This is a genomic window from Sphingobium sp. FG125, assembly GCF_057809795.1.
Genome location: NZ_JBMDKQ010000017.1, coordinates 43,027 through 63,533 on the forward strand (window position 1 = coordinate 43,027; position 20,507 = coordinate 63,533).

The 20,507-nt window shown below is 57.6% G+C and carries 21 protein-coding genes; 13 read left to right on the forward strand and 8 right to left on the reverse strand.

Annotated features, from left to right (window positions below):
* Positions 1-60: 60 nt before the first annotated feature.
* On the reverse strand, positions 61-1,029 hold the full coding sequence (locus tag ACODSR_RS15530) for a M28 family peptidase (protein ID WP_489077554.1): 969 nt from the start codon (positions 1,027-1,029) through the stop codon (positions 61-63).
* Between the two features lie 4 nt (positions 1,030-1,033).
* A complete protein-coding gene (locus tag ACODSR_RS15535; protein ID WP_489077555.1) occupies positions 1,034-2,635 on the reverse strand; it encodes a hypothetical protein in 1,602 nt (533 codons plus the stop codon).
* A 285-nt stretch (positions 2,636-2,920) separates the two neighbouring features.
* Here ACODSR_RS15535 and ACODSR_RS15540 point away from each other — a divergent pair, with 285 nt between their 5' ends.
* On the forward strand, positions 2,921-3,586 hold the full coding sequence (locus ACODSR_RS15540) for a UPF0149 family protein (RefSeq protein ID WP_489077556.1): 666 nt from the start codon (positions 2,921-2,923) through the stop codon (positions 3,584-3,586).
* Between the two features lie 169 nt (positions 3,587-3,755).
* Here the strand turns inward: ACODSR_RS15540 and ACODSR_RS15545 are convergent, their stop codons facing one another.
* Together ACODSR_RS15545 and ACODSR_RS15550 are read right to left on the reverse strand one after the other, a co-directional pair.
* Positions 3,756-4,013: a type II toxin-antitoxin system Phd/YefM family antitoxin gene (locus tag ACODSR_RS15545; RefSeq protein ID WP_489077557.1), complete on the reverse strand. Its 258-nt coding sequence runs from the start codon at positions 4,011-4,013 to the stop codon at positions 3,756-3,758.
* Between the two features lie 107 nt (positions 4,014-4,120).
* Positions 4,121-6,160, reverse strand: a complete 2,040-nt coding sequence (locus tag ACODSR_RS15550) for a ParB/RepB/Spo0J family partition protein (RefSeq protein WP_489077558.1) — start codon at positions 6,158-6,160, stop codon at positions 4,121-4,123.
* 148 nt (positions 6,161-6,308) lie between these two features.
* Between ACODSR_RS15550 and ACODSR_RS15555 the strand changes: the two genes are divergently transcribed.
* Entirely contained in the window at positions 6,309-6,584 is a 276-nt protein-coding gene (locus ACODSR_RS15555) for an HU family DNA-binding protein (protein ID WP_489077559.1), read from the forward strand.
* A gap of 57 nt (positions 6,585-6,641) precedes the next feature.
* Here the strand turns inward: ACODSR_RS15555 and ACODSR_RS15560 are convergent, their stop codons facing one another.
* Both ACODSR_RS15560 and ACODSR_RS15565 read right to left on the reverse strand, forming a co-directional pair.
* The gene (locus ACODSR_RS15560; RefSeq protein ID WP_489077560.1) at positions 6,642-7,451 is read right to left on the reverse strand and encodes a DUF7146 domain-containing protein; all 810 of its coding nucleotides are present in this window, start codon (positions 7,449-7,451) and stop codon (positions 6,642-6,644) included.
* Positions 7,452-7,546: 95 nt separating this feature from the next.
* Positions 7,547-7,870: a sigma factor-like helix-turn-helix DNA-binding protein gene (locus ACODSR_RS15565; RefSeq protein ID WP_157410144.1), complete on the reverse strand. Its 324-nt coding sequence runs from the start codon at positions 7,868-7,870 to the stop codon at positions 7,547-7,549.
* Positions 7,871-8,393: 523 nt separating this feature from the next.
* Between ACODSR_RS15565 and ACODSR_RS15570 the strand changes: the two genes are divergently transcribed.
* From ACODSR_RS15570 to ACODSR_RS15600, 7 genes are all read left to right on the forward strand, one after another.
* Positions 8,394-8,945: a helix-turn-helix domain-containing protein gene (locus ACODSR_RS15570; protein WP_489077561.1), complete on the forward strand. Its 552-nt coding sequence runs from the start codon at positions 8,394-8,396 to the stop codon at positions 8,943-8,945.
* Between the two features lie 59 nt (positions 8,946-9,004).
* Positions 9,005-9,349: a hypothetical protein gene (locus ACODSR_RS15575; RefSeq protein ID WP_019052721.1), complete on the forward strand. Its 345-nt coding sequence runs from the start codon at positions 9,005-9,007 to the stop codon at positions 9,347-9,349.
* 35 nt (positions 9,350-9,384) lie between these two features.
* On the forward strand, positions 9,385-9,843 hold the full coding sequence (locus tag ACODSR_RS15580; protein WP_489077562.1) for a hypothetical protein: 459 nt from the start codon (positions 9,385-9,387) through the stop codon (positions 9,841-9,843).
* A complete protein-coding gene (locus ACODSR_RS15585) occupies positions 9,747-10,415 on the forward strand; it encodes a JAB domain-containing protein (RefSeq protein WP_489077563.1) in 669 nt (222 codons plus the stop codon). Before ACODSR_RS15580 ends, ACODSR_RS15585 begins: the two co-directional genes overlap by 97 nt.
* Positions 10,416-10,590: 175 nt before the next feature.
* Positions 10,591-11,238: an AbrB/MazE/SpoVT family DNA-binding domain-containing protein gene (locus tag ACODSR_RS15590; protein ID WP_489077564.1), complete on the forward strand. Its 648-nt coding sequence runs from the start codon at positions 10,591-10,593 to the stop codon at positions 11,236-11,238.
* The gene (locus tag ACODSR_RS15595) at positions 11,231-11,632 is read left to right on the forward strand and encodes a type II toxin-antitoxin system VapC family toxin (RefSeq protein WP_489077565.1); all 402 of its coding nucleotides are present in this window, start codon (positions 11,231-11,233) and stop codon (positions 11,630-11,632) included. The genes ACODSR_RS15590 and ACODSR_RS15595 overlap by 8 nt, the downstream gene beginning before the upstream one ends.
* A gap of 42 nt (positions 11,633-11,674) precedes the next feature.
* Positions 11,675-12,604 carry a nucleotidyltransferase domain-containing protein gene (locus ACODSR_RS15600; protein WP_019052716.1) on the forward strand — a complete coding sequence of 310 codons (930 nt, stop codon included), beginning with the start codon at positions 11,675-11,677 and terminating at the stop codon, positions 12,602-12,604.
* 109 nt (positions 12,605-12,713) lie between these two features.
* Here ACODSR_RS15600 and ACODSR_RS15605 read toward each other — a convergent pair whose 3' ends face one another.
* Positions 12,714-13,427: a hypothetical protein gene (locus tag ACODSR_RS15605; RefSeq protein WP_489077566.1), complete on the reverse strand. Its 714-nt coding sequence runs from the start codon at positions 13,425-13,427 to the stop codon at positions 12,714-12,716.
* 89 nt (positions 13,428-13,516) lie between these two features.
* Complete coding sequence (locus tag ACODSR_RS15610; protein WP_145206702.1) at positions 13,517-13,705, reverse strand: hypothetical protein; 189 nt, start codon at positions 13,703-13,705, stop codon at positions 13,517-13,519.
* Positions 13,706-14,047: 342 nt separating this feature from the next.
* On the opposite strand from ACODSR_RS15610, the gene ACODSR_RS15615 reads away from it, so the two are divergent.
* The 4 genes from ACODSR_RS15615 to ACODSR_RS15630 all read left to right on the forward strand — a co-directional run bounded on the left by ACODSR_RS15615 (position 14,048) and on the right by ACODSR_RS15630 (position 20,506).
* Positions 14,048-14,614: an RNA polymerase sigma factor gene (locus ACODSR_RS15615; RefSeq protein WP_145206701.1), complete on the forward strand. Its 567-nt coding sequence runs from the start codon at positions 14,048-14,050 to the stop codon at positions 14,612-14,614.
* The gene (locus ACODSR_RS15620; protein WP_489077567.1) at positions 14,611-15,720 is read left to right on the forward strand and encodes a FecR family protein; all 1,110 of its coding nucleotides are present in this window, start codon (positions 14,611-14,613) and stop codon (positions 15,718-15,720) included. Before ACODSR_RS15615 ends, ACODSR_RS15620 begins: the two co-directional genes overlap by 4 nt.
* Before the next feature lie 73 nt (positions 15,721-15,793).
* A complete protein-coding gene (locus tag ACODSR_RS15625) occupies positions 15,794-18,367 on the forward strand; it encodes a TonB-dependent receptor domain-containing protein (protein ID WP_489077568.1) in 2,574 nt (857 codons plus the stop codon).
* Positions 18,368-18,373: 6 nt separating this feature from the next.
* The gene (locus ACODSR_RS15630) at positions 18,374-20,506 is read left to right on the forward strand and encodes an Atxe2 family lasso peptide isopeptidase (protein ID WP_489077569.1); all 2,133 of its coding nucleotides are present in this window, start codon (positions 18,374-18,376) and stop codon (positions 20,504-20,506) included.
* The last annotated feature ends 1 nt before the right edge of the window (position 20,507 follow it).

Genomic DNA, 20,507 nt, shown 5'->3' on the forward strand with positions numbered 1-20,507 from the left:
TGATCACGCATGCGAGGCGATGATTGTTCTTTGGGATATTCCGCCAGCCAGCGGCAGACATCATGATACCATGAGTGGGCGATAGCCTGTTTCATCGTTCATCTCATCCTCCCAAGCAATTATCCGGAAGTCGTCCAGCGTGACGCCGCACTGCTCCAGCATCCGGGCGGCCAATTGCGGATTTTCCGCCACCGCATCCGTGAGGTCGCCAGCTTGGCCGCAATACGTTTCGTGCCAACCCCAGCGATCATCGTCCTGTAGCGAGGGATCGCGCTTGATCACCAACAGGGAAGCGTCGAGTTGCAACATGGCGGCGAGCAGCTTCTCGCAATGGTCGACGTTAAGCGTTTCCCTCGGCCCATGCTGGTCATGATAGCCCACCGACAGGTTGGTGCATTCAGGGACAATGCCCGCATATTCGTTGGTATCAGTATAGACCCCCGTATCGTCAGGCCGATAGCGGAAGCCTGGGTTGAGGCCGTTGAGCGCGGACGCCAGGCTAGCAGCAAAAGCGTCCGAGCATGTTCGCCCGTAACTCTGATGGGTGATCACGTCGCTAAGGCCGGCACGGTCGAAGGCGATTGCTGCATCGATATCCTTCAGCAGATCCGGCGTATTGCGCGCAATCCAGTGCGATCCGAGGCAGCCTTGCTCTTCGCCGCGATGGAACAGGTAAAGGCCGGGGCGGCCTGCCGCGATCATGTTGAGCATGATCCATATTCCGGCCCCATCGTCGGCACCGAGCGACATGCCGGCCTTGCCCTTACACAAGCTGGCGATATCGAGTTCATCAATGCCTACGTCCTGCTGTCCGCCGCGTGCAGCGGCAGTATCGACATGGCAACTCCACATCACCCGAGGTCTATCCCCGATGGTCAGTATCCGGTTGCCGAAGGCATCGGCCTTCATACCAGGAACCCGATCGAGATATTCCTGGCAGAAGGCGCGTTCGATGGGGCTGTTATGAGGACGTGCCCACGACAGGATTTCGAGCAGGCCGGTCCGGCCTGCGACATGATCATAGGTCATGGGATCAGGCTCCTGCTTGGGAAGCGGCGGCGCTGTAGAGCGGCGCTGTCATCGCGATAGTGGGAAAGCTATTTCCGGCAATGCGAGGCGGTGGGTGATCCGCGCCCTGCGAGCACGCACGATCTTGCGGCTTATCGACATCGTGCAGGAGCGCTTCGCGACGAAGGCGCGCTGCCTCGTCTCGCTCACACTCTAGCCTTGCGGCTCGGGCGCGCTCGCCAGCGGCCTGCCACTTGGCGACGTCTGCATGGATCGCTGCCATTTCATCGTGGAACTGGCGGTAAGCAAGGATATGCGCATTGGCGCAATAGGTGTCGTCATCGTCAAGCGGCTCGGGAAGATGGTCGTCGGACAGCCATTCGCCATGATATTCGGTAAGGTCCTCTGCGTGGAACCAACCGCCGGAGCCATCGCATTGGCGGCAGCAACGGCTGATCCACCATTGGCAGCGATCTTCGAGATAGACGGCGCCGAACGCCACTGCATCTTCTTCAATTATGCTATGCGAACTGTCATCCGCATAGACGGTGATGAAGTTTTCGTCGTCGCTATAGTGGCACTCGTTATGCTCACAGAAGGTGCTGTGGTTGTGGAAGCAACTGTAGCACCATTCCTCATATCCACCGCCACTGAGATATACTGAATCATAAGGGCTGCCGTCACTGTCGCAATGCGGACAATACCAAGGGTCGTTTGCCAGCCCGGTCGTACTCTCACAAGAGATACTACCGTGGCCGATAACGAGATATTCGCCGTCATCGGCAAGGTCGCCACCTGCGTCGATATACGGAACGACAAAATGGTCATCATCCTCAATGCGTCGGATGCGAGCGCCGTTCAGGCTGCCTTCGGTGTAGCCGGCGCCCTCAAGCAATAGCTTCAGACGGGAGACATCTCCATAGATTCTGGTGTAGATTTTACGGCTTGGCCAAATGACGCTGCGGGCTTTGGCGTCCTCGCGCGATCCAATATAAGCGAGGGCTGTGTCCGGCCCGGCATAAACGCGTGTCGGATGACATGAGCTACCAAAGTCGCACGCAGTATGTGCCATGCAGCTGCTGGGGCCGCCGGCGTAGACCTCTTCGATCTCGTCTGCGTCCTGGGTTATCTTGAGCGTGTCCTCCTGTAATTGGACGGACAGCCTCGCGCACCAGCCTTCGATCGCGTTGTTGTCCAGATGCTCGCAGAAGAAGCGGTTGAGGTAGCGACCCGGCGACATCACCAGTTGGCGATCCATTGCCCCTTTTGCGGCATTTTCGGTAAATGCGATTTTACCCGCTTGCTCCATGGACACATGGCAAAAATGCGCCTCATGCTTCGACTGATACCAAAGTTCGTCGTGCCAGGGTGTCGGTAGATACGTATCGTCGGCAAAGCGCAGCTTCTCGCGGATCTGCCAGTCGAGGTCGCCAACCTCCGCGCCGACAAGCGCGACGCGAAACCCGACATCAGGCGCGCGCTCGACAAGCCGCTGCAGAGCGGCTTGCGCATCTTCAAAGCTCGACCACAGATATTGCTGATCGCCATGTGGTGCATAGTTGAATTCGATTGTTACCGGCCGCCAGTCGGAAGCCGAATAGGGAGACAGGATTTGGAATTGTGCCATGGACGTGACTCCACGCAGCCGGGTGCACCGGGCACGGGCTGGATTGTTGGACTAGGATTGCGGGGCTCAGCGAGGGTGCGGCTGCACGTCGACTATGGTGCCGGCGGCCAACCCTCGGTTCGTCTCAAATGGGAAGCGAGAATTTTCCAGGCGGCACTACGCTACGGGAGGAACCGACCCGATCCGGCTCTCCCCTTCCCGCTCTCCTTCATTCAGGCCCCTGATTCTGCAGGAAGGATAGATCAGACCCGGTGACGGGGGATCGGCTCGAGGCTATGGAAGAGCATGGCTATTCCACTCGACTATCTCGGCGAACTCGACCGGCTGCTGCTTGATCAAGGCGAGAATTGCATGCTGCTGTCGCAACTGGACGGGTTCCTGACCGGAATCCTTGTCAGTCCCGACCTGCTTGCACCAAGCCAATGGCTGAAGATGATCTGGGTCGGCGAAGACGGTACGGGCATGCTGGATTTCACCAACTTGGGCGGTTTCCAGCATTTCACAGACCTCATCATGCACCATTATCATGTCATCCTGGCCTGCCTGGGTCAGCAGGGCAGCTTCGAACCGGTGCTGGAGATCGACACACGGTCGGACGAGACATTGTGGGAATTGTGGATCGAGGGTTTCGGACAGGCGATGGATCTCGCCCCTTCGGGCTGGCAGCGTGTCCTCAATGACGATGATCCCGGTTGCCGCGCCGCGATCGAGGGTATTCGCGAACTTCGCTCGTTTGCCGATGGTACGAAAAAGCTGACTCTCACTGCGGAAGACCAATGGGATCGGGAAGCACCTGACCTGATCCCGATTTGGGTCGAGATGCTGCACCAGTGGCGGATTGAAAATGACCCCTACCGACCGGTCACCATCAAGCGCGAAAAGACGGGGCGTAACGATCCATGTCCCTGCGGGTCGGGCGCCAAGTATAAGAAGTGCTGCGGTTTGAACTAAATGATCGCGGACAACTGCGGGCGCGGCATGACCGTCAGCTGGGTCTTCCTGTACGCGCTTCCAAACCCGTCAACCCGATGAAGTTAAACGGCGATCGACATCCGCCCCGGCTGAAATCGTCTCCGACAAAAGCAGCAGACACGTTCGCTCTTTCACGTGCCGACCGCAATCATCCGGGCATGCCCTCATCGCCATAAAGAAAGTCCTGGCTATTTGCCGCATTGGGGCCGGTTGTCGTCTTGGCTGTGGCGGCCAAGCGCATCTCTTCCAGCAAAACGCGGCGGCTGGCCCTGTCAGTAGGCAAATTGACCGGAACAAGACGGACAGCAGCGTGCCCCTCACGGGTCAGGATGATTTCTTCCCCTGCTTCCGAGCGCCGAACAAGGTCGATGAGTTGGCCTGCCGCATCAGATATGGAAATATGCATAGGCCATTATCCCTGGCGATTAAGAGCAGCAGCTCATTTTAGACCGTTGTTCAGTTCAATCCAAGGCCGAAGCCGGGGGCACGAACGAAGTCCTGCCCCCGGCCGTGTCAGGCGGCTTGCGCGAAGCTTTGGTCGCCTTCGTTGCCACCTTCCTTGTTCACCATGTCCGCCAGGTCGTGCCCGCTATTGTCGGGCGAGGTCGGCTCTTCGCCGCTTTCCGGCGCAGCGAACCGCATTTCATCGGGTAGCCAGGCGAGCGCCCGTTCCTGGATTTCGGGCTCGATGATGACATCGCCACCGAACAGTCGCTCGGCCGAGGCGGCCAGATCGTGCTTCTTCGACCCGGAATAGCGTACCCGCAACTCCAGTCCGCCAATCTCCTCGAACAAGGCGAGGATGCCAGGCTTGGTCAGCTTGTCGAAATAGGTGAGCGCCGTCGGCCGCCACCAGGCCGCGACATTGATACCGAGCTTGCGACCCAGATGATCGAGAAAACCTGCCTCGCGTCGTCCGGCAGGAACGGCATGAAGCGTGCGCGCGATCGCCCATCCGAGCCAGGCCGCACGTGCATCGTCGGGCAGCGCACAGAAGGCGTCGTAACGATCTGGAACGGCCTGGTGGTGGAGCCAGCTCCGATCAAGCGCCTCGTCGAGCTTCGTCCATTCACCCGCCGCCGCTGTTTCCGGCTTGAAGTCGGGCAAGAGACGGGAAGGCACCGAGGCCCGCAGATCGCTCGGCATGTCGAAGGACGCCAGGCGGGATTCACGATCAACCATGATGAAGGTGCCCAGATCTAACGCGAACGCGGGATCACTGGCGACGTGGACCGCAAGAAGCTCAGCCTTCATCATCGCCAACATTTCGCGAAGGCGCTGGCTCATTACCGGGCGAGCGTCATCGGCGGTATCGTTCTCCTGCGTTTCAACGCTGGCATTATCGTCGCCCTCGTCGCCGTCATCATCGGCCTCGCCGCTCTCCTCGTCAGACACCGGCGCGATATAGAGTTGATGATGGATTTGCGGCGTGCCGTCTTGGCCGAGTACCACATAGCCAAGAGCGGTCGCTTTCTGCTCAGGATCGATCACAACCTCGCGCTCTACGATCGCCGTGAGTTCCGCCTGGAGGGCAGCATAGCGCTGTTCCTCATCCTCTTCCGGCTCATAGGCCTCGTTTTCGGCAAGCAGTTCGATCTCGGCAATCTCCTCCTCAATCTCCAGTTTACGCGCTTCCTGCTCCTGCGTGAGCGGTTCGGCCACGCCGGTCAGCGGTTGCAGCGCATAGGTTTCCATATAGGGGATCCGCGCACCGGTGACGATGCGCACTTCCCCCAGGCCTTCGCGCTCACGCAGTGCCTCGGCCTGCGCGGCAAGTTTCGTCTCCGCCAGATCATCGAGAACATGGGTGTCGATCCAGCGCTCGTCGGCTGCAGTGGAGAACAGGTCCGCGTCCTCGACACGGCCACCTGCCGCGATATAGGAATCCCGCCCGACCAGCAGGGCCTTGGGATCGGTTGCGCGATAGCTGTAGCCATTGAGCGCCCGCCGGATTTCATTCACATTGTCGCGGGAATAGCTGCTTCGCAGCGACTCCCAGATCGCCGTCTGACGGGCGGTGTCGGCGGTCGTCGCATAGGCCTTGGCTACATCGAGCGTGATCTCGTCAGCCTCGAGCGCATCGAAGATCGGCTGAGCGAGGTTCGCGAGACGCAGGCGCCCAACGACAAAGCGTTCCTCGATGCCGAAGCGCTTCGCGATCTCCGCCGTGCTGCGGCCCTCGACCTCGATAAGATCACGAAATGCAAGGCAATCTTCGGCAGGCGACATCTGTAGCCGGTCGTAATTTTCAGCAAGGCTGATTTCGCGGCCGTCCTTCGCTTTGGCAAGAACAAGGACGGGAACCTCATAATCGGCAGGCAGCGTTCCCTTCTCGATCAGGCGATGGATCGCATCGAGGCGGCGGCCACCGGCCGTGATGCGATAATGACCTTTCTTACGGGAGACCGGCACCCCGACGAGATTCTGGATAAGGCCATGCCCGGCGATGCTGGCTTCGAGTTCAGCGTCAGCGCGCGGATCGGTCCGCTTGCGCACATTGACGGGCGACTTGGTAAGATGGGTTGCCGGGACGAGGATGGATGGCTTGGTCATGCAACAAACTCCGCAAAAGCTGCGGTTCGCACATCGAACCGCGCATTTGCTTCCTTCCCCCTCTCCTTTCGTTTGCGCCGTTTTGAGGCGTGACGGCACGGTGCCGTGCCGCTAGACACGGCTGCTGCATAATTTCAGGAGGACGTTTATGAACAATTCCGAGCTGGCTGAAGCGCTCACCGCCGATCATGGACTGACCAAGGCTGACGCACGCAAACTCGTCGATGCCCTGTTTGGGGTCATCGCCGACGCGGCGGCCAAAGGCGACGAGATTTCGCTGAACGGGTTCGGCAAGTTCAAGGTTAAGGACGTTGCAGCGCGCGAAGGCCGCAATCCGGCCACCGGCGAAACCATCGCCATCAAGGCGTCGAAGAAGCTGACGTTCACGCCCGCCAAGGCGATCAAGGATCGCCTGAACGGCTGACCTATATCGCTGCCCTGCTGCCGACAGGTGCAGGGCAGCGGAGCCGCATCATGGTAATCAGGCAGCGCGTGACTGCCCTTCCAGCACATCGGCCCAATCATTATTGGGCGGCGGCGGCCACGCGCTGATGATCTTAAGGCCAGGACGCTCATAGGCGAGGCGCGCATTTTTGTTGGCTTTCCATCCAGCCTCATCCCGGTCGAACAGCAGGACGAGGCGTTCGAGCCATTCGGGTAGCAGGATATGTCCGGCCCGTTCTGTCCCGAGGATCGCCCATACCGGGATCTTGTGCAGTTGCATCGCCGCCAGCGCGGTCTCGATGCCTTCGGCGAGGCCGAGCACAGGGCCGGGAGGCATGAGTTGTGCCGCGCCGCGCCCCGGACGTCCGAGCATCATGCGGGGATCGGCAAGATCCTTTGCTTTGGTGGCGGTTGCGGCATCAAGAAAGGTGCGGTGAACGGCAACGATCTGCCGCCGCTCCCGTACGGCGGCAATCATAGCGGGCCGGAACAGCGCGCGGGTGCCTCGTCCCAGCGGCGTGCGTGGATTATAGCGCAGATCATGCCAGGGCGGCGTGAGCAGGCGCCCAGACAGGTAGCTTTGCGCAGGCGTGCCCACGAGGGATGCGGATGCGTTCCATATGCGTAGGGCTGGCCCTGCACCCGCGTGAGGCGAGGGCACGTTGCGCGACAAATCGGAAATGTGTCGCTCCGAATGGGGCAGGCGTAAATGCCGGATCGCCCGCAGGACGTCTCTCCTGTCGCAACCCGCAAAACATTTGAAGAGCAATGCGCGCTCGCCAACGCGGATCGACAGGCTGGGATTATGGTCATCATGGGCCGGACACAGGCACAGACCGCGATCCATTTGCCATGTTCCGCCTAGCTTTCGGCAAAGGGCTTCGCCCTCAAATTCCAGTTCAAGAGGTTTCATCGTTGTCAGCCGCCCTGGCGAATGATCCTTCATGTCTCGTCGAGGGCCTGCGAAAGTATCAAAAGCGCCGACGCCAGTTCGCGCTGGACCTCAGCAACTTCGAGACTCAGCCTGCGGGCTATCGCCGGGTAGGCAGAACCCTCGACGCAATGGGCAAGGAAAACGGCGCGCGTTTGCTGCGGCAAATCCGCAATCGCGTTGCGCAACTTCATCATTCGCATGGCATCGCAGGACGCCAAGGCTTGCTGCTCCACCCATATCCATCCACTGACCCACACGCCTTCAGGCGTCTCCTCGATATAGGCCTCGTCTGCGTCGATGCGCAGGACCGGCGCGCCTTCCAGTCTGGTCATGGCGACTGCGACTGCTGGATGCGCGCCTGCGTCCAATAGCGCTGCAATGGCATCGAGACGCCCAAGCAGATGCGCGCGGCGCCGACGGCGTGACGGCGGCCAGCCTCCGGTCACAAGATATGTTTTGATGTCTTGCAGCAGAGCAAGGACTTTAGAATTTGGCATGGCAACCGGTTCCCTCTGGTTTCCTCCGCTCACCTCGTCCCCTTCCTCCTTCCGGAGGCTCGATGGCTGCAAAGCAACGCCCCTTCGGACGACTTGTGTCCGGCTGCCATGGGGTGGGCTGGTGAACCGAGAAGGATATCGCAAGGCATGAACCTCTGGTGTCATGCTCGTAGCGTGACCGGCTCGGATTGCTTGCAAAACAATCTGTTAAACAGGATGCAGAACGATTATGCCTTCGAAAGGTTTTTGTTTGAAACAGAATGGCTGCAACCGGATACTGACGGCAAAATAAACTCGGATGATATGGTTGGAGAGGACGCCGCTTCCGGTTGCCATGAACTGGCGAAGGGGCACGCCCTTGAACGAGGAAGACTATTCGGACCGGCTTGAACGGCTCAGCACGCGCAAGGGCGACTGCCTGCGAGAAGCCGCCAAAGGCTTATCGTCTAAAGAGATCGGGCGGGTCCTGAACCTGTCCCCTCATACGGTGAACAATCATATTCTCGAAACCCGGCAGATACTTGGGAACGTGTCTCGATGGAAAGCAGCCCAGCTTTTCGTGGATTGGGAGGCTGGCAAGGGGGGGCAGATTATACCCCCCTATCCAATGACTATTCCCGGCGGCGCCAATTGCGAGTCAAATGCGTCCATCGAAACCAAGGCGGACGCACGGCCGACGCACGAGGAACTCAAGGATCTGTTCGCAGAAGGACAACGCCCATATGGCGTTCGCAAACAGCCCTCCTCCTTGCTCGACATTGTACCACTCCGCTTAGCCGGGAGGCAACGCAATGACCTGAATGGACCCTCCACCCTGATCGCCTTCGCGATCCTCACTCCCATGATGCTCTTTGCCGTAGGGGCCGGAATATCTCTCCTGTTGGTACTCAACGACCTCGTGGCAAAATAGAGCGACAAATCCTCAAATCCATCACCATAGCCTGCCCTGATGGGCGGGAAGGAGAAACCATGCGTGCTCAACGCCAATCCGTCGCCAAACATGTTGCCGAGCGTTTGTTCGCTGCCGAAGAGGCCATCGACATCGCAGCCGCGCGTATCGCCGAACTCAACGCGGCGTTGCCGCTCGCGCGGCTGGATGCCCGCCTATCGGCCATGATCGGCCAGGACGCCATCCAAAGCTCCGCCTCGGCGATGCTGCTCGTTGCGGAGACCCGCGAGAAGATCGTCACCACGCACGCCAATCTCAAACATGCCAGTGACGCAATGGGATTGCCGGAGACCAGCTATGGCGACCTTCTCAAGGTGGCACGGGCAGGGTCGCCCGCCCAGGGACAGCATCTCCGAGCGGTGTGATGCTTTCGTCGAGAGAAATTGACGGATCGGGACTTTTGTCGTTCCTCTACGTCATGACGCGACAAGCCCTGTTTCTGGCTCTTCTGCTTCTGAGCAGCGCCTATGCCTTCATAAAGGGCGGCCAACCCGAACGTATCGGTGCGGCCACGCTTTTATGCGGCGCAAGCCTGACTGTGTTTGTCGCGTCGCCTTTCGGAATCCGGTTTCAGGGGGTCGAAGCCGGCATCCTGATCATTGATTTGCTGATATTGGGCACTTTCCTATGGCTATCAATTCGGAGCACCCGTTTCTGGCCGATCTGGATCGCCGGGATGTTGGGTGCCGAAGTCGTCATTCATGTAGCGCTGATGGTTGCACCAGCTGTGGTTCCCCGTGCCTACATGCAGGCGCTGGCGGTATGGAGTTGGTTCGCCCAACTGGGCCTGATCATCGCCACCTGGCGGCACCAGATGCGATTGACGCATCTGGGTGTCGACGCGCCCTGGAAGAACTGATCGGCCTTACCTGCCCTGATCGCGCGCAGGAACTTTCAGAACGCCTCTTTACCCGATTTGGCTCTCTTGGCGAGGCTGTCTCAGCACGCTCGGCGGCAAGGATCGAATTGCTGGATGGTTCGATCCAGGTCGAGCAAACCTTCCTGAGCTTCCGGCGTACGATGACACAGATGCTGAGGGCTCCCCTGATGCAGCGGCCCATATTATCCAACGATCAGTCTTTGCTCGATTATTTGAGGGCGCAAATGGCCTATGACCCGATCGAGCGGTTTCGGGTTCTGTTTCTTAATGCGGGCAACGAGTTGATAGCGGACGAGGTAATGGGCGTTGGAACGGTATCAGCCGTTCAGGCCTGGCCCCGCGAAATCCTGAAACGCTGCCTGGACTTGGAGGCAACAGCGATTCTCCTCGTCCACAATCATCCCTCCGGTTGCTCGAGGCCATCCCTGGCAGATCGGGATTTAACCGAAAGGATCGCCAAGGCGGCATCCAGCCTCAGCGTCATCGTCCATGATCATCTGGTCGTAGCGCGAAAAGGCACGACGAGCTTTCGAATGGCGGGCTATTTATGACGGGCACCGGCCTTCTTTCAGACATGCCCGGCAGAGGATGGACGCAAGAGTGGTCTTCCCTTCGCTCCATCGGAAGTCATGGATGATGCCCGCGTCGAACATATCGGCGCAGATTCGGGATCGAGGCAGCTGGCCTCTATCCTGCCGGGCAATCGCGTGCCGAACCATCCTGAAAATGCAAGCTGCAATCCTTAAGAAGATGGGGCGCAAATTATCGTCCAGTCCCTATCTGGGTTCTTTGCTCCAAGTCTATCTTGCCGAGATCGAGGGTGAAAGAATTTATCAGGCGTGTCTTTCCACGGACCATGCATCATCAACAGCGCATCGTCGCTCGACGCGCCTGGAGGAGTTCGGCGCGCTGGTCCGTGGGGCTGACCCCGTCGATGGCCGATGCACCGATCTGAAACTGGCTGACCTGACGAAACAGGCGCTGGAGGAAGCGATCGATATCCTGATCGGACATTGCATCAACCTCGGCGACGAGATCTCCGCATTTACGCCTGACAATAGCGTGATACCGGATAGCCCAATAAGATATAGCCGCCACATCGGCACCATCGAGGAAAGATGTGCCATGACTGTCCTGCGAGGCAAGGTCATTGCAGGGGGGCGTATAGGCCTTCCCGCCGATATCCGCCGCTCTCTGGGTTTGCAGAGTGGCGATACGGTTCTCTTCGAACTCACTGGTGAGGAAGTTCGTATGCGGCCAGCGCGCACGGCCTTGCGACAGGCGCAGGAACGATTACGCGCCTACGCGCCGAATGAGGGCCTCGTCTCCGAGGCGTTGATCGCCGAGCGGCGAGCCGAGGCTGCACGTGACTGACAAAAGGCCCAATGCCGTGTATGCTCTTGATGCATCGGCGCTTTTATGTCTCCTATTTGGCGAACCCGGCTCGGATCAGGTGGAGAAGAGATTGAGCGGTGCTCTGGTGTCGGCGGTAAACTACCATGAGGTGTTGGCAATGCTTGCGGATCAAGGTGTCGATTTTGCAGAGGCGCAGCCGATGCTGGCAGCGCTGGACATCGACGTCGTACCGGTCGATCGAAACCAGGCTGACGTCGGCGGGAAATTGCACAGCGATACGCGCAGTATCGGCTTGTCTCTTGGTGCTCGTTCCTGTCTGGCGCTGGCACTATGTAGGGAAGCGATTGCAGTGACGGCTGACCGGGCATGGGAGACACTCGACTTTGGTGTCGTGGTAGAACGGGTCCGGTGACCCGCATGGCGGGCGTTGATAACAGGATTAGAGATTGAACTGATGCGGACCGACCTCAATCATCTTCCGATGTCCAAGCAGCGCGAACTCGATCGCGTTGTGGAGATCCTCTTCCAGGGATTTCGCGAGGCGACACAAGAAGCCACGGGACGACGCAAGTCCGCCCGGATTCTCAAGGTCATCCTTTTCGGATCCTATGCCAGGGGCGATTGGGTCGATGCACCATTCGATGCCAACCAGTTCACCTCCGACTATGACATCCTGGTGATCGTTAATCAGAAGGAATTGACTGACGGCGTGCTCTACTGGGAAGAGACCGAGCAACGCCTATTCGACGCCCATCAAGTCGAGAAAATCATCCGCACGCCGGTCAACTTCATCGTCCATACGTTGCAGCAGGTGAATGACGGCCTGTCTCATGGGCGGCTTCTGTTCACCGAGATCGCCAAGGATGGCGTGATCCTTTACCAGTCTGATGATCGACCCCTGGCAGAAGCCAAGCCCAAGACGCCTGATCAAGCTTATCTTATGGCCAAAGAATTTTTTGAAGATTTGTTTCCAGCCGCGATGAGACGTTTTGCACTCGCAGAGATAAGCCAAAGTAGGAATTGGCTCAGCGATTCAGCGTTTGATTTTCACCAGGCGACTGAAAAACTTTACCGATGCGTTCTGACAACGCTCACATTCTATGCTCCACGCAGTACGAATATCGTATTTCTCAGGGGCATGGCTGAAGGATTGGACAGGCGGCTCTTTGATGCCTGGCCTCGCGCAACGCACGCGGAACGTGCCATGTATCAAAAATTGAAGGACGCCTATCGCAAGGGCCAACATTCAAAGCATTTTGAGATTTCGTCTGAAGAGCTCGTCTGGCTTCAAGGCAGAATTCAGATACTCGGAGAGCTTGTGCATGAGGTATGCTCTGGGCGCATCGCAAAGTTGAAAATCGATGCGGAAGCCGCGGTGAAATAAGCAATTGAAGGGCAATGGCCGAAGGAGAGAAAGTATGGTATTGAGCGGCACAAGGAGATCGTGAGACTTGTAGCTGCGGGGCGACGCTGGTCCCCAATCTTGACGCCAATCATCTCTCCCGGCGGAAGCTGAGCCCAGCGATCGCACGCCCAAACGCCGATCGCTGTCTCACAATTTTCGCAATGGCAGGCTTCAATATCTTCTCGCGGTAGCGGGCGTCGATCCGGTCATCATCCACAAACGCTACCATGACGTCGAGGGGGTCCCGGACTGCCAACCGGTGCGCTTGCCGACCTGACGGATCTCGAGAGAGGAAACGAAACAGCCCTTGCAAGGTACGGGTCGCCTCCCGATGATCGCCGTCCCGCAGGGCGTGACTGATATATTCCTGCAGCACGATGGGAGCTGCTGCAGCCTGCCGTCGGGCGGTATCATCTGGTCGTTTCAGTATATGCAGATTGGCGATACGACTTTGCAGGCAGTGAAGTGGATTCATCACAGGGATGGCAACCTGCCCTGCAAAGCCAGCTCGCTCATAAGGCACGATGATTTCGGCGACGCCTGCCGTCAGCTCCTTGGGCCTAACGCCAAGGACATGGCCCAGAAAATCAATACGGATGGCTATCCCGTCCACCACCGCCTCAACGATCGCGGTTTCGGGTGTCTGATTGTCGATCCCTGGGATAAGCAGCTTGCCTCCGAGCGCTTGCGCCAACTTTTGCGCGGCTTCACGCCGTCCAAAATAGTCGATATCCTTGGAAGTATATGGGCGGTAGAGATGAAGCTCTTCCGCTGCGGAATAGAATTCCGCCCAGAGGTTCAATGCCTGTCCGCCGATGACGAATGCGCCATCCTCCAGAACAAGATGGGAAGCAATATCGAGAACGGCGGCTGGATCTAAGTGATTGTCGCTCAGGCAGCGCCCCGCCGCGAACGGCGCACAGAGGCGCGCGAAAAATCGATGCCGGAGAAAAAGCCGTTGCGCTGCCCCAATGCCTCGGGCGAGATGACACCAGATCTCAGGTCGTGATCATCCTGCTCGCGGGCGCGCTGCTTCTCGCGCCGACGATCAAGCGAATCGAATTGATCAACTTTCTGCATGTCTAACTCCACCCACATATCTATATGCGATGCGCTTTCCGGTCAATTAACGCCTCTATGGAGGAGACCGGCTGGAACTTCTCCCACAAGCGACGGCAGCCACATATGCCGGCTGGACGTTAATCGACCGGGCTTGATCGAACGCCGATACCAAGGCATGATCGCTATGCGAGAGGACTATGGCAGTCGCTCGCAGGATTGTCCTGTAGGTATCTCGAAGCTCGACATGCGGGTCGAGCGCCGACGTTGTTCTGTTACGACAGCGATACGGCTCACCTCACTCAAGATAACGCCTGGCTTGGGCCAGGGGATCTTTGCCGTGCTGTGAGGAACCGTGATTTCATGTCGTCAAATAATTGCAACGCCCCACACGGGATGAGCCAGGATGCTGCTCAGCAAAATGCCGGACCGGATGTCAGTGACATTCGGCATATCTACGAAACTGAGGCGCCGCGGCTGCGACGCTATTTTCAGGCGCGCTTGCGTTCGCGGGATGATGCAGGTGATCTCGTACAGGAATCTTTTCTCCGCCTCATTGGGTGCATGGCCAGAGCCGAGCTTCCCCGACCAGCCGCGTATCTCCAGCGCATCGCGCAAAATCTCCTACTGGATCGCTACAAACGACTCGAGACACGCCTCGCGGCCTTCCACGTGCCGATCGGCGAGGACTTTGAACTGGCGATACCGCCGGACCAGGCCGTCCGCATCGAGGCCGAAGACGTGATGCGGGTCTACCGGCGCGCACTTGAGGAGCTTCCTCAAAAAACGCGGGAAATCTTCCTGGCACATCGTGTCGACGAGTTGACCTACCGGCAGATCGCGCAAAACATGGGAATTTCCATCCCGACTGTGCAATATCATGTTGCCCGCGCCCTCGCCCATATCGACGCAGCCCTGGAACAGGAATGATGGAAGACACCGAGCCGCCGCGTCGCCATGGCCAACTTAGGGAGGAGGCCGCCGATTGGTTCGCGATCATGCGCGACCAGGAAGAAGCGCAGATCAAGCGAAAGGATTTCGAGGCGTGGCTGGCGCGTGGCGCGCTTCACCGTGCCGCCTACAACCGCATCGCCGAAGCCTACAGTATCGGCAAGCGGTTGAAGGAATTGCCCGAAGATGCGGACGTGACCATGAGCGAGGCGCTTGACATCGACACCCGGCAAAACCGGTCTCGCACGAAAGCAACAAAATATGCCCTGCTACTGGTCGGTTTGCTCGGAGCGACAGCCCTTGTCGCGCATTGGGCGCGGAGTGCCCCCATTCGAGACGAGCCAACGACCCAGTTCGCCACGACAGACGCTTCACGGTTCTCCGATCAGGCCGTGGCAACGCTTGTTACCGCCACCGGCGACATTAAATCCTTTCATCTTAAGGATGGCTCCGTCGTCACGCTCGATACAAACAGCCTTGTGCTGGTGAATTTTGACGATACCCAAAGAAGCCTCCGACTATTACGTGGTCGCGCGCGCTTTACCGTCGCCCATGAGAGCAGGCCTTTCACGGTTCATGCCGGCCGCGGGAAGGTTGTAGCTCGAGGCACGATATTCGACATCGACCTTCTGCCGGACAACCATGTTGTCGTTCGGCTGGTAAGAGGCGCTGTTGACGTCGAGATCGAAACCGCGGCCAAAGTGGCGCTTCTCCAGCGGCCAGTCCAACTCATCCCTGGCGAGCAGGTTGAACTTGAGAATGATACCATCGCCCGGCCCACAAAGATCACAGAGGTGGACGTTAATGACAGCGACTGGCCCAATGGCTTGAGGAATTTCACGAATGTTCGCCTTGGGGATCTGTTCGCAGAAGTAAACCGCTATGCTTCTATTCCGCTGGTCAGCGAGGCACCCGATATCGAGGATATTCGCGTATCGGGAAGTTTTCGTATTTCTGATAGCGCACGGCTGGCGCGAAATCTCGGAGACATGCTGAGCTTAGTCGTCATGAGCAGCCCCAGTTCCATTCATCTTGCGCGCCACTGCCCCACGCCGTCGAAAGGAAATTGTCGAATGCCATCATAATTGGCGCAACCCGCTCGTCGCTACTCCCAATGGAACCGGCTTTGAACCACGCCGGAAAATATAGGGGACAACGATGAGCAAGGTTAGATGGCAGTCGGTCAGTTCGGTTTTCGCTCTGGCTCTGATGAGTATGGCCACGCCCTCGTTGGCCGAACCGGAACAGAAGCTGAACTGGAACCTCGACCAACAAAATCTGGACGCCGCATTACGCGCTATCGGCAGCCTAGCCAGCCAAGACATCATCTTTCCTACAGAGGCGGTCAAGGGACGCCGGGCTCCCGCGCTCAACGGTACTTATACCGCGCTCGAAGCGGTCGGAATCATTCTCAAGGGAACATCTTGGACAGTTGTCGAGCGCGACGGAGCCATTCTCATCCGGGAGCGATTTTCAAAAGTCGCTAAGGAGGTGAGCCAGGACAGCGCCAGTACCGAGATCGTGGTTACAGGATCGCTGATTGCGGGCGTCGCGTCGCCTTCACCAATACAGGTTATCAATCGCGAAAGGATGCTCGACAACGGATATAATAGCCTTGGCGAGGCGATCCGCGCTTTGCCGGTTGCTTCAGGCGCGGGGCAAAATCCGGGAATTGGCCAGAATGTACCGGAAAGCATTGGCAGCAATTTGGGAGGAGGCACATCAATCAACCTGCGTGGTCTGGGTTCCGATGCCACCATCACGCTGCTCAATGGCCACCGACTAGCATTCAACACAGCGGTTCAGTCGATCGACATTTCGGCCATTCCTCTTGCTGCAGTGGAAAGGATGGAAATTGTAACCGATGGAGCATCTGCCATTTATGGCTCCGACGCCATAGCTGGTGTCGCCAATATCATCCTGCGCAAGGACTATAGCGGACTGACAACACGCGCCTATTGGGGCGCTTCGACCGATGGCGGGAACGAACAGCAGAATTATAGCGTGACCGGCGGCGCAACCTGGAACACCGGCGGCTTCATCTTGGCCTATGACTTCGGGCACTCAACGCCGATTCTATCAAGTCAACGTGGATATGCAGCAGTTCGCTCGCCGGGTCTGACCCTGTATCCGGGATTCGAGCGCGATAATATATTGTTTAGCGGCCACCAGGACCTCATGCCAGGCGTGACGTTGAGCATCGATGGCTTGTATGGCGAACGCACGACAGATCGGGCATTTGGATCGTCAGCAGCTGGAGACTATCGAATACAGGGATTGCGCCGAGTAACGGACACCAGAACGATTAGCGTGGCACCCAATATCAGCCTGGACGTAGGCAACTCTTGGAAGGTGAATTTTTCGGGCGTCTATGCCAAGGATCGAACTCTCGCAAAGTCCGATGATTACTGGAACAGCGTTCTTACGAGAACCGAACTCTGTTATTGCAACAAAGCATTCAGTGTCGAGGGCATCGCCCAAGGGACGTTGTTGGATGTCGGCGCAGGTGCGATCAAAGCTGCACTGGGCGGTGGATATCGTAAGAACTTCCTTCATTCCTATAATCGCCTGGTCGAAAACGGCCAGAGCATCAGAGCAAGTCAGGATAACCGTTATGGGTTCCTCGAAATCAACGCCCCGATAGTCAGATCAGACGATAGCAGCGCGTTCCTCCAATCGCTCATTCTCAATGGCGCGGTTCGTTACGAGGACTATCCTGGAATAGGAGATGTGGCGACGCCGAAGCTCGGCGCGGTGTTATCGACGGGCTATGGGGTGATGTTCAAGCTCTCGTGGGGCAAGTCGTTCAAGGCGCCCACTCTCTACCAATTGCATAGTGTCCGCGGCGCAAGCGTCTACAATATTGGGGTATTTGGCGGAACTGGCTTTCCGACAGGGACAGTGGGACTGTACAGCGGCGGCGGAAACCCTGATTTGAAACCGGAACGATCCACGAACTGGACCGCATCAGCGATACTTCAACCCGCGATATCACCCAATTCGAAGATTGAGATAACCTATTATTCGATCCGCTATCGGAATCGGATCGTGACCCCAGTCACTTACATCACCCAGGCGCTCAGCAATCCGATTTATGCTGATCTTGTAAGCGTGAACCCGGCCGTTGACGAGATCAATGCGGCGCTCGACGGCGCCTTGTTGTTCAACAATTCCAGCAGTCCTTGGGACCCTGCAAAAGTGGGGGCGATCATTTACAGTCAATATGCCAATGCGGCACGTCAGAAAATCGACGGCGTCGATATCAGTGTAAGCCATCATGCCGACGTCGGTAGAATGGGGGACATCTCTTTCTGGGCAAATGCGAGCTATATTGAAAGTCAACAACGCCTGAGCGCTTTGCAGCCCGATACCGAATTGGCCGGCACCTTATTCTTTCCACCGCATCTGCGGGGTAGCGCTGGCTTCACATGGGACCACGGGCCATTCAGGCTAACCCCGATCTTGAACTATATCGGTGGGGTGGAAGATCGACGCGCAACGGTGACATATGACGTCGCTTCGATGACCACATTCGATCTGACTGCCAGGCTGAAAATAGACAGTTCAACGCCGGTTTTTCGCGGCATGGACCTCTCGCTTTCCGCACAAAATATCTTCAACAACAAGCCATCTGTGATTGCGACAACCCAGGTCAGTCAGGCGCCGTACGATTCTGCGAATTACTCACCATGGGGTCGATATATCAGCTTTTCGATTTCGAAATCCTGGTGAAGGGCCGTGAAGTTTTATGCCCTGCTGGCGACATGCGCCGGCATAATCGTGGCGGCTTCCCATGCAGAGGCAGCCGCCACTGAAACCCCGCTGGTTTGCCGTAATCTTATCGACGATGATGCAAATGGGCATGCGGACAATCGCGGTGTCACAACGACCGATCTGATCGGTCTGCGCGATATCGGGCCGAACTTCGGCACCGATCTGCCCAAAAGCCCGTTGGCGCTATCACCTGATGGCAAGCATGTCGCTTTTGTCCTCAGCCGGGCAGATCCGGCGCTGAATGACTATTGTCAGGCATTGGTCACCATCGATTCCCAAAGCCAGAAGCCTTTGAAAATCCTCGACATGACCCGCGGCCTCATCAACGACGTGCAGAGCATTCGCGGGTTCCGCACAACCAACGGGACGTCCCTCATCAACAATCCGCTCTGGTCGCCAGACGGCCAGTATCTGGCATATCTGGTACTGGTTTCCGGCATCCCGCAGGCCCGTGTCGTATCGGTCGATAGCGCAAGCGTGGTCTTTACCACGACGTCTGAAACAGCCGTTCGCGAGATCGGATGGACGTCTGCGGGAAGGCTATTGTTTGGCAACGAGCCAGAGGCAGCGAAATTAGAGGCTGATATCGATCAGCGAGGCCGCGCTGGCTTTCTTTATGACGACAGCTTCATACCTGATAGGGCAGCCCGTCCCTCCATCCCTGCCCCCATACCGATCCGATTCCAATCTTTGACGGCCAGCGGCGCTGACTTGCGTCTCGCGACGATTGAAGAGATTTCCGAGCGCGCCGAACGATCGGATTATCGCACGTCAAAGGGGCTTCTTCGCTCAGTACCGGGGAGCAGAGGCCTTGCGGTTCAGCTAGTGCGGCGGGATTGGACCAGCCTTTCATCCCCCACAGATCTGTGGATTCAACATGCTGATGGCCGCCGCGAGCGCTGCAATGATCCTGCTTGTGCAAGCGGGATTCAGAATATGTGGTGGATTGAGGGAGCGAAAAGGCTGCTGTTTCTCCGGCGCGCGGGCTGGGGCAATAGCGAGCTGCAATTCTATAGCTGGGATATGAAATCTGCCCCGAAGGCCATATTGAAGACCGAAGACCTTATCACCGGTTGTCGGTTGGCTTCTGACACGCTCATCTGCCTTCACGAAGCGTCCAATCAGCCGCGGCGGATCGTTCGTATCAACTCCGATAGCGGCGCAAGAACAATCTTATTCGACCCCAATCCGTCGTTTCGCGGGTTACGGATGGGAGGAGTAAAGCGCCTGCGCTGGAAAAATTCAATTGGCATCGAATGCTTCGGAGATTTGGTCTTGCCGCAGAAGCATTCTAACCGATCGAAAATCCCGCTGATTGTGGTCCAGTATCTCACAAGAGGCTTTTTGCGTGGCGGTGTCGGAGACGAATATCCGATTTTTCCACTCGCTGAACAGGGTTTTGCAGTCCTAAGCCTGCAGAGACCTGCCGACTATTATATGACGGTCAAGGATGGCTCGATCCGAACAGCGCTGGACGCAAGAACCATCAATCAACGCGACTGGAATGACCGACGCAGTGTGCATTCCGCCCTGATGAACGGCATCGCCTTGGTTGAATCTCACGGCGGCATTGATATCGATCGTGTAGGTATCACAGGTTTGAGCGACGGAGTTTCGACCGTGCAATTTGCATTGGTCAACGCCCCTGGCCGGTTCGCGGCCGCATCCATTTCGACCGGCTTTCAGGAACCGAAGTCGACGCAGATCTACGGCGGCTCGGCATGGGCAAAGCAGCTTATCGCTATGGGGTATCCATCTTTAAGCGATGATCAAACGCATTTCTGGTCAATCACGTCTATCGAACGCAACGTCGACAAATTCAATCTCCCAATCCTGATGCAGGTTTCGGACAACGAATATTTGATGGCGATGGAGAGCTACGGGACCCTAAAGGCGAATAATCGCCCAACGGAATTGTATATTTTCCCGAATGAAAACCATATCAAGACCGGCCCTGCCCACCGTTTTGCTATCTATGAAAGGAACATAGACTGGTTCAAATTCTGGCTGAAGCATGAGGAGGACCCGTCAGCTAAAAAGAAATCAACCTATGATCGGTGGCGGGCGATGGCGGCTCAAAAAAATTTGGCACCATAGG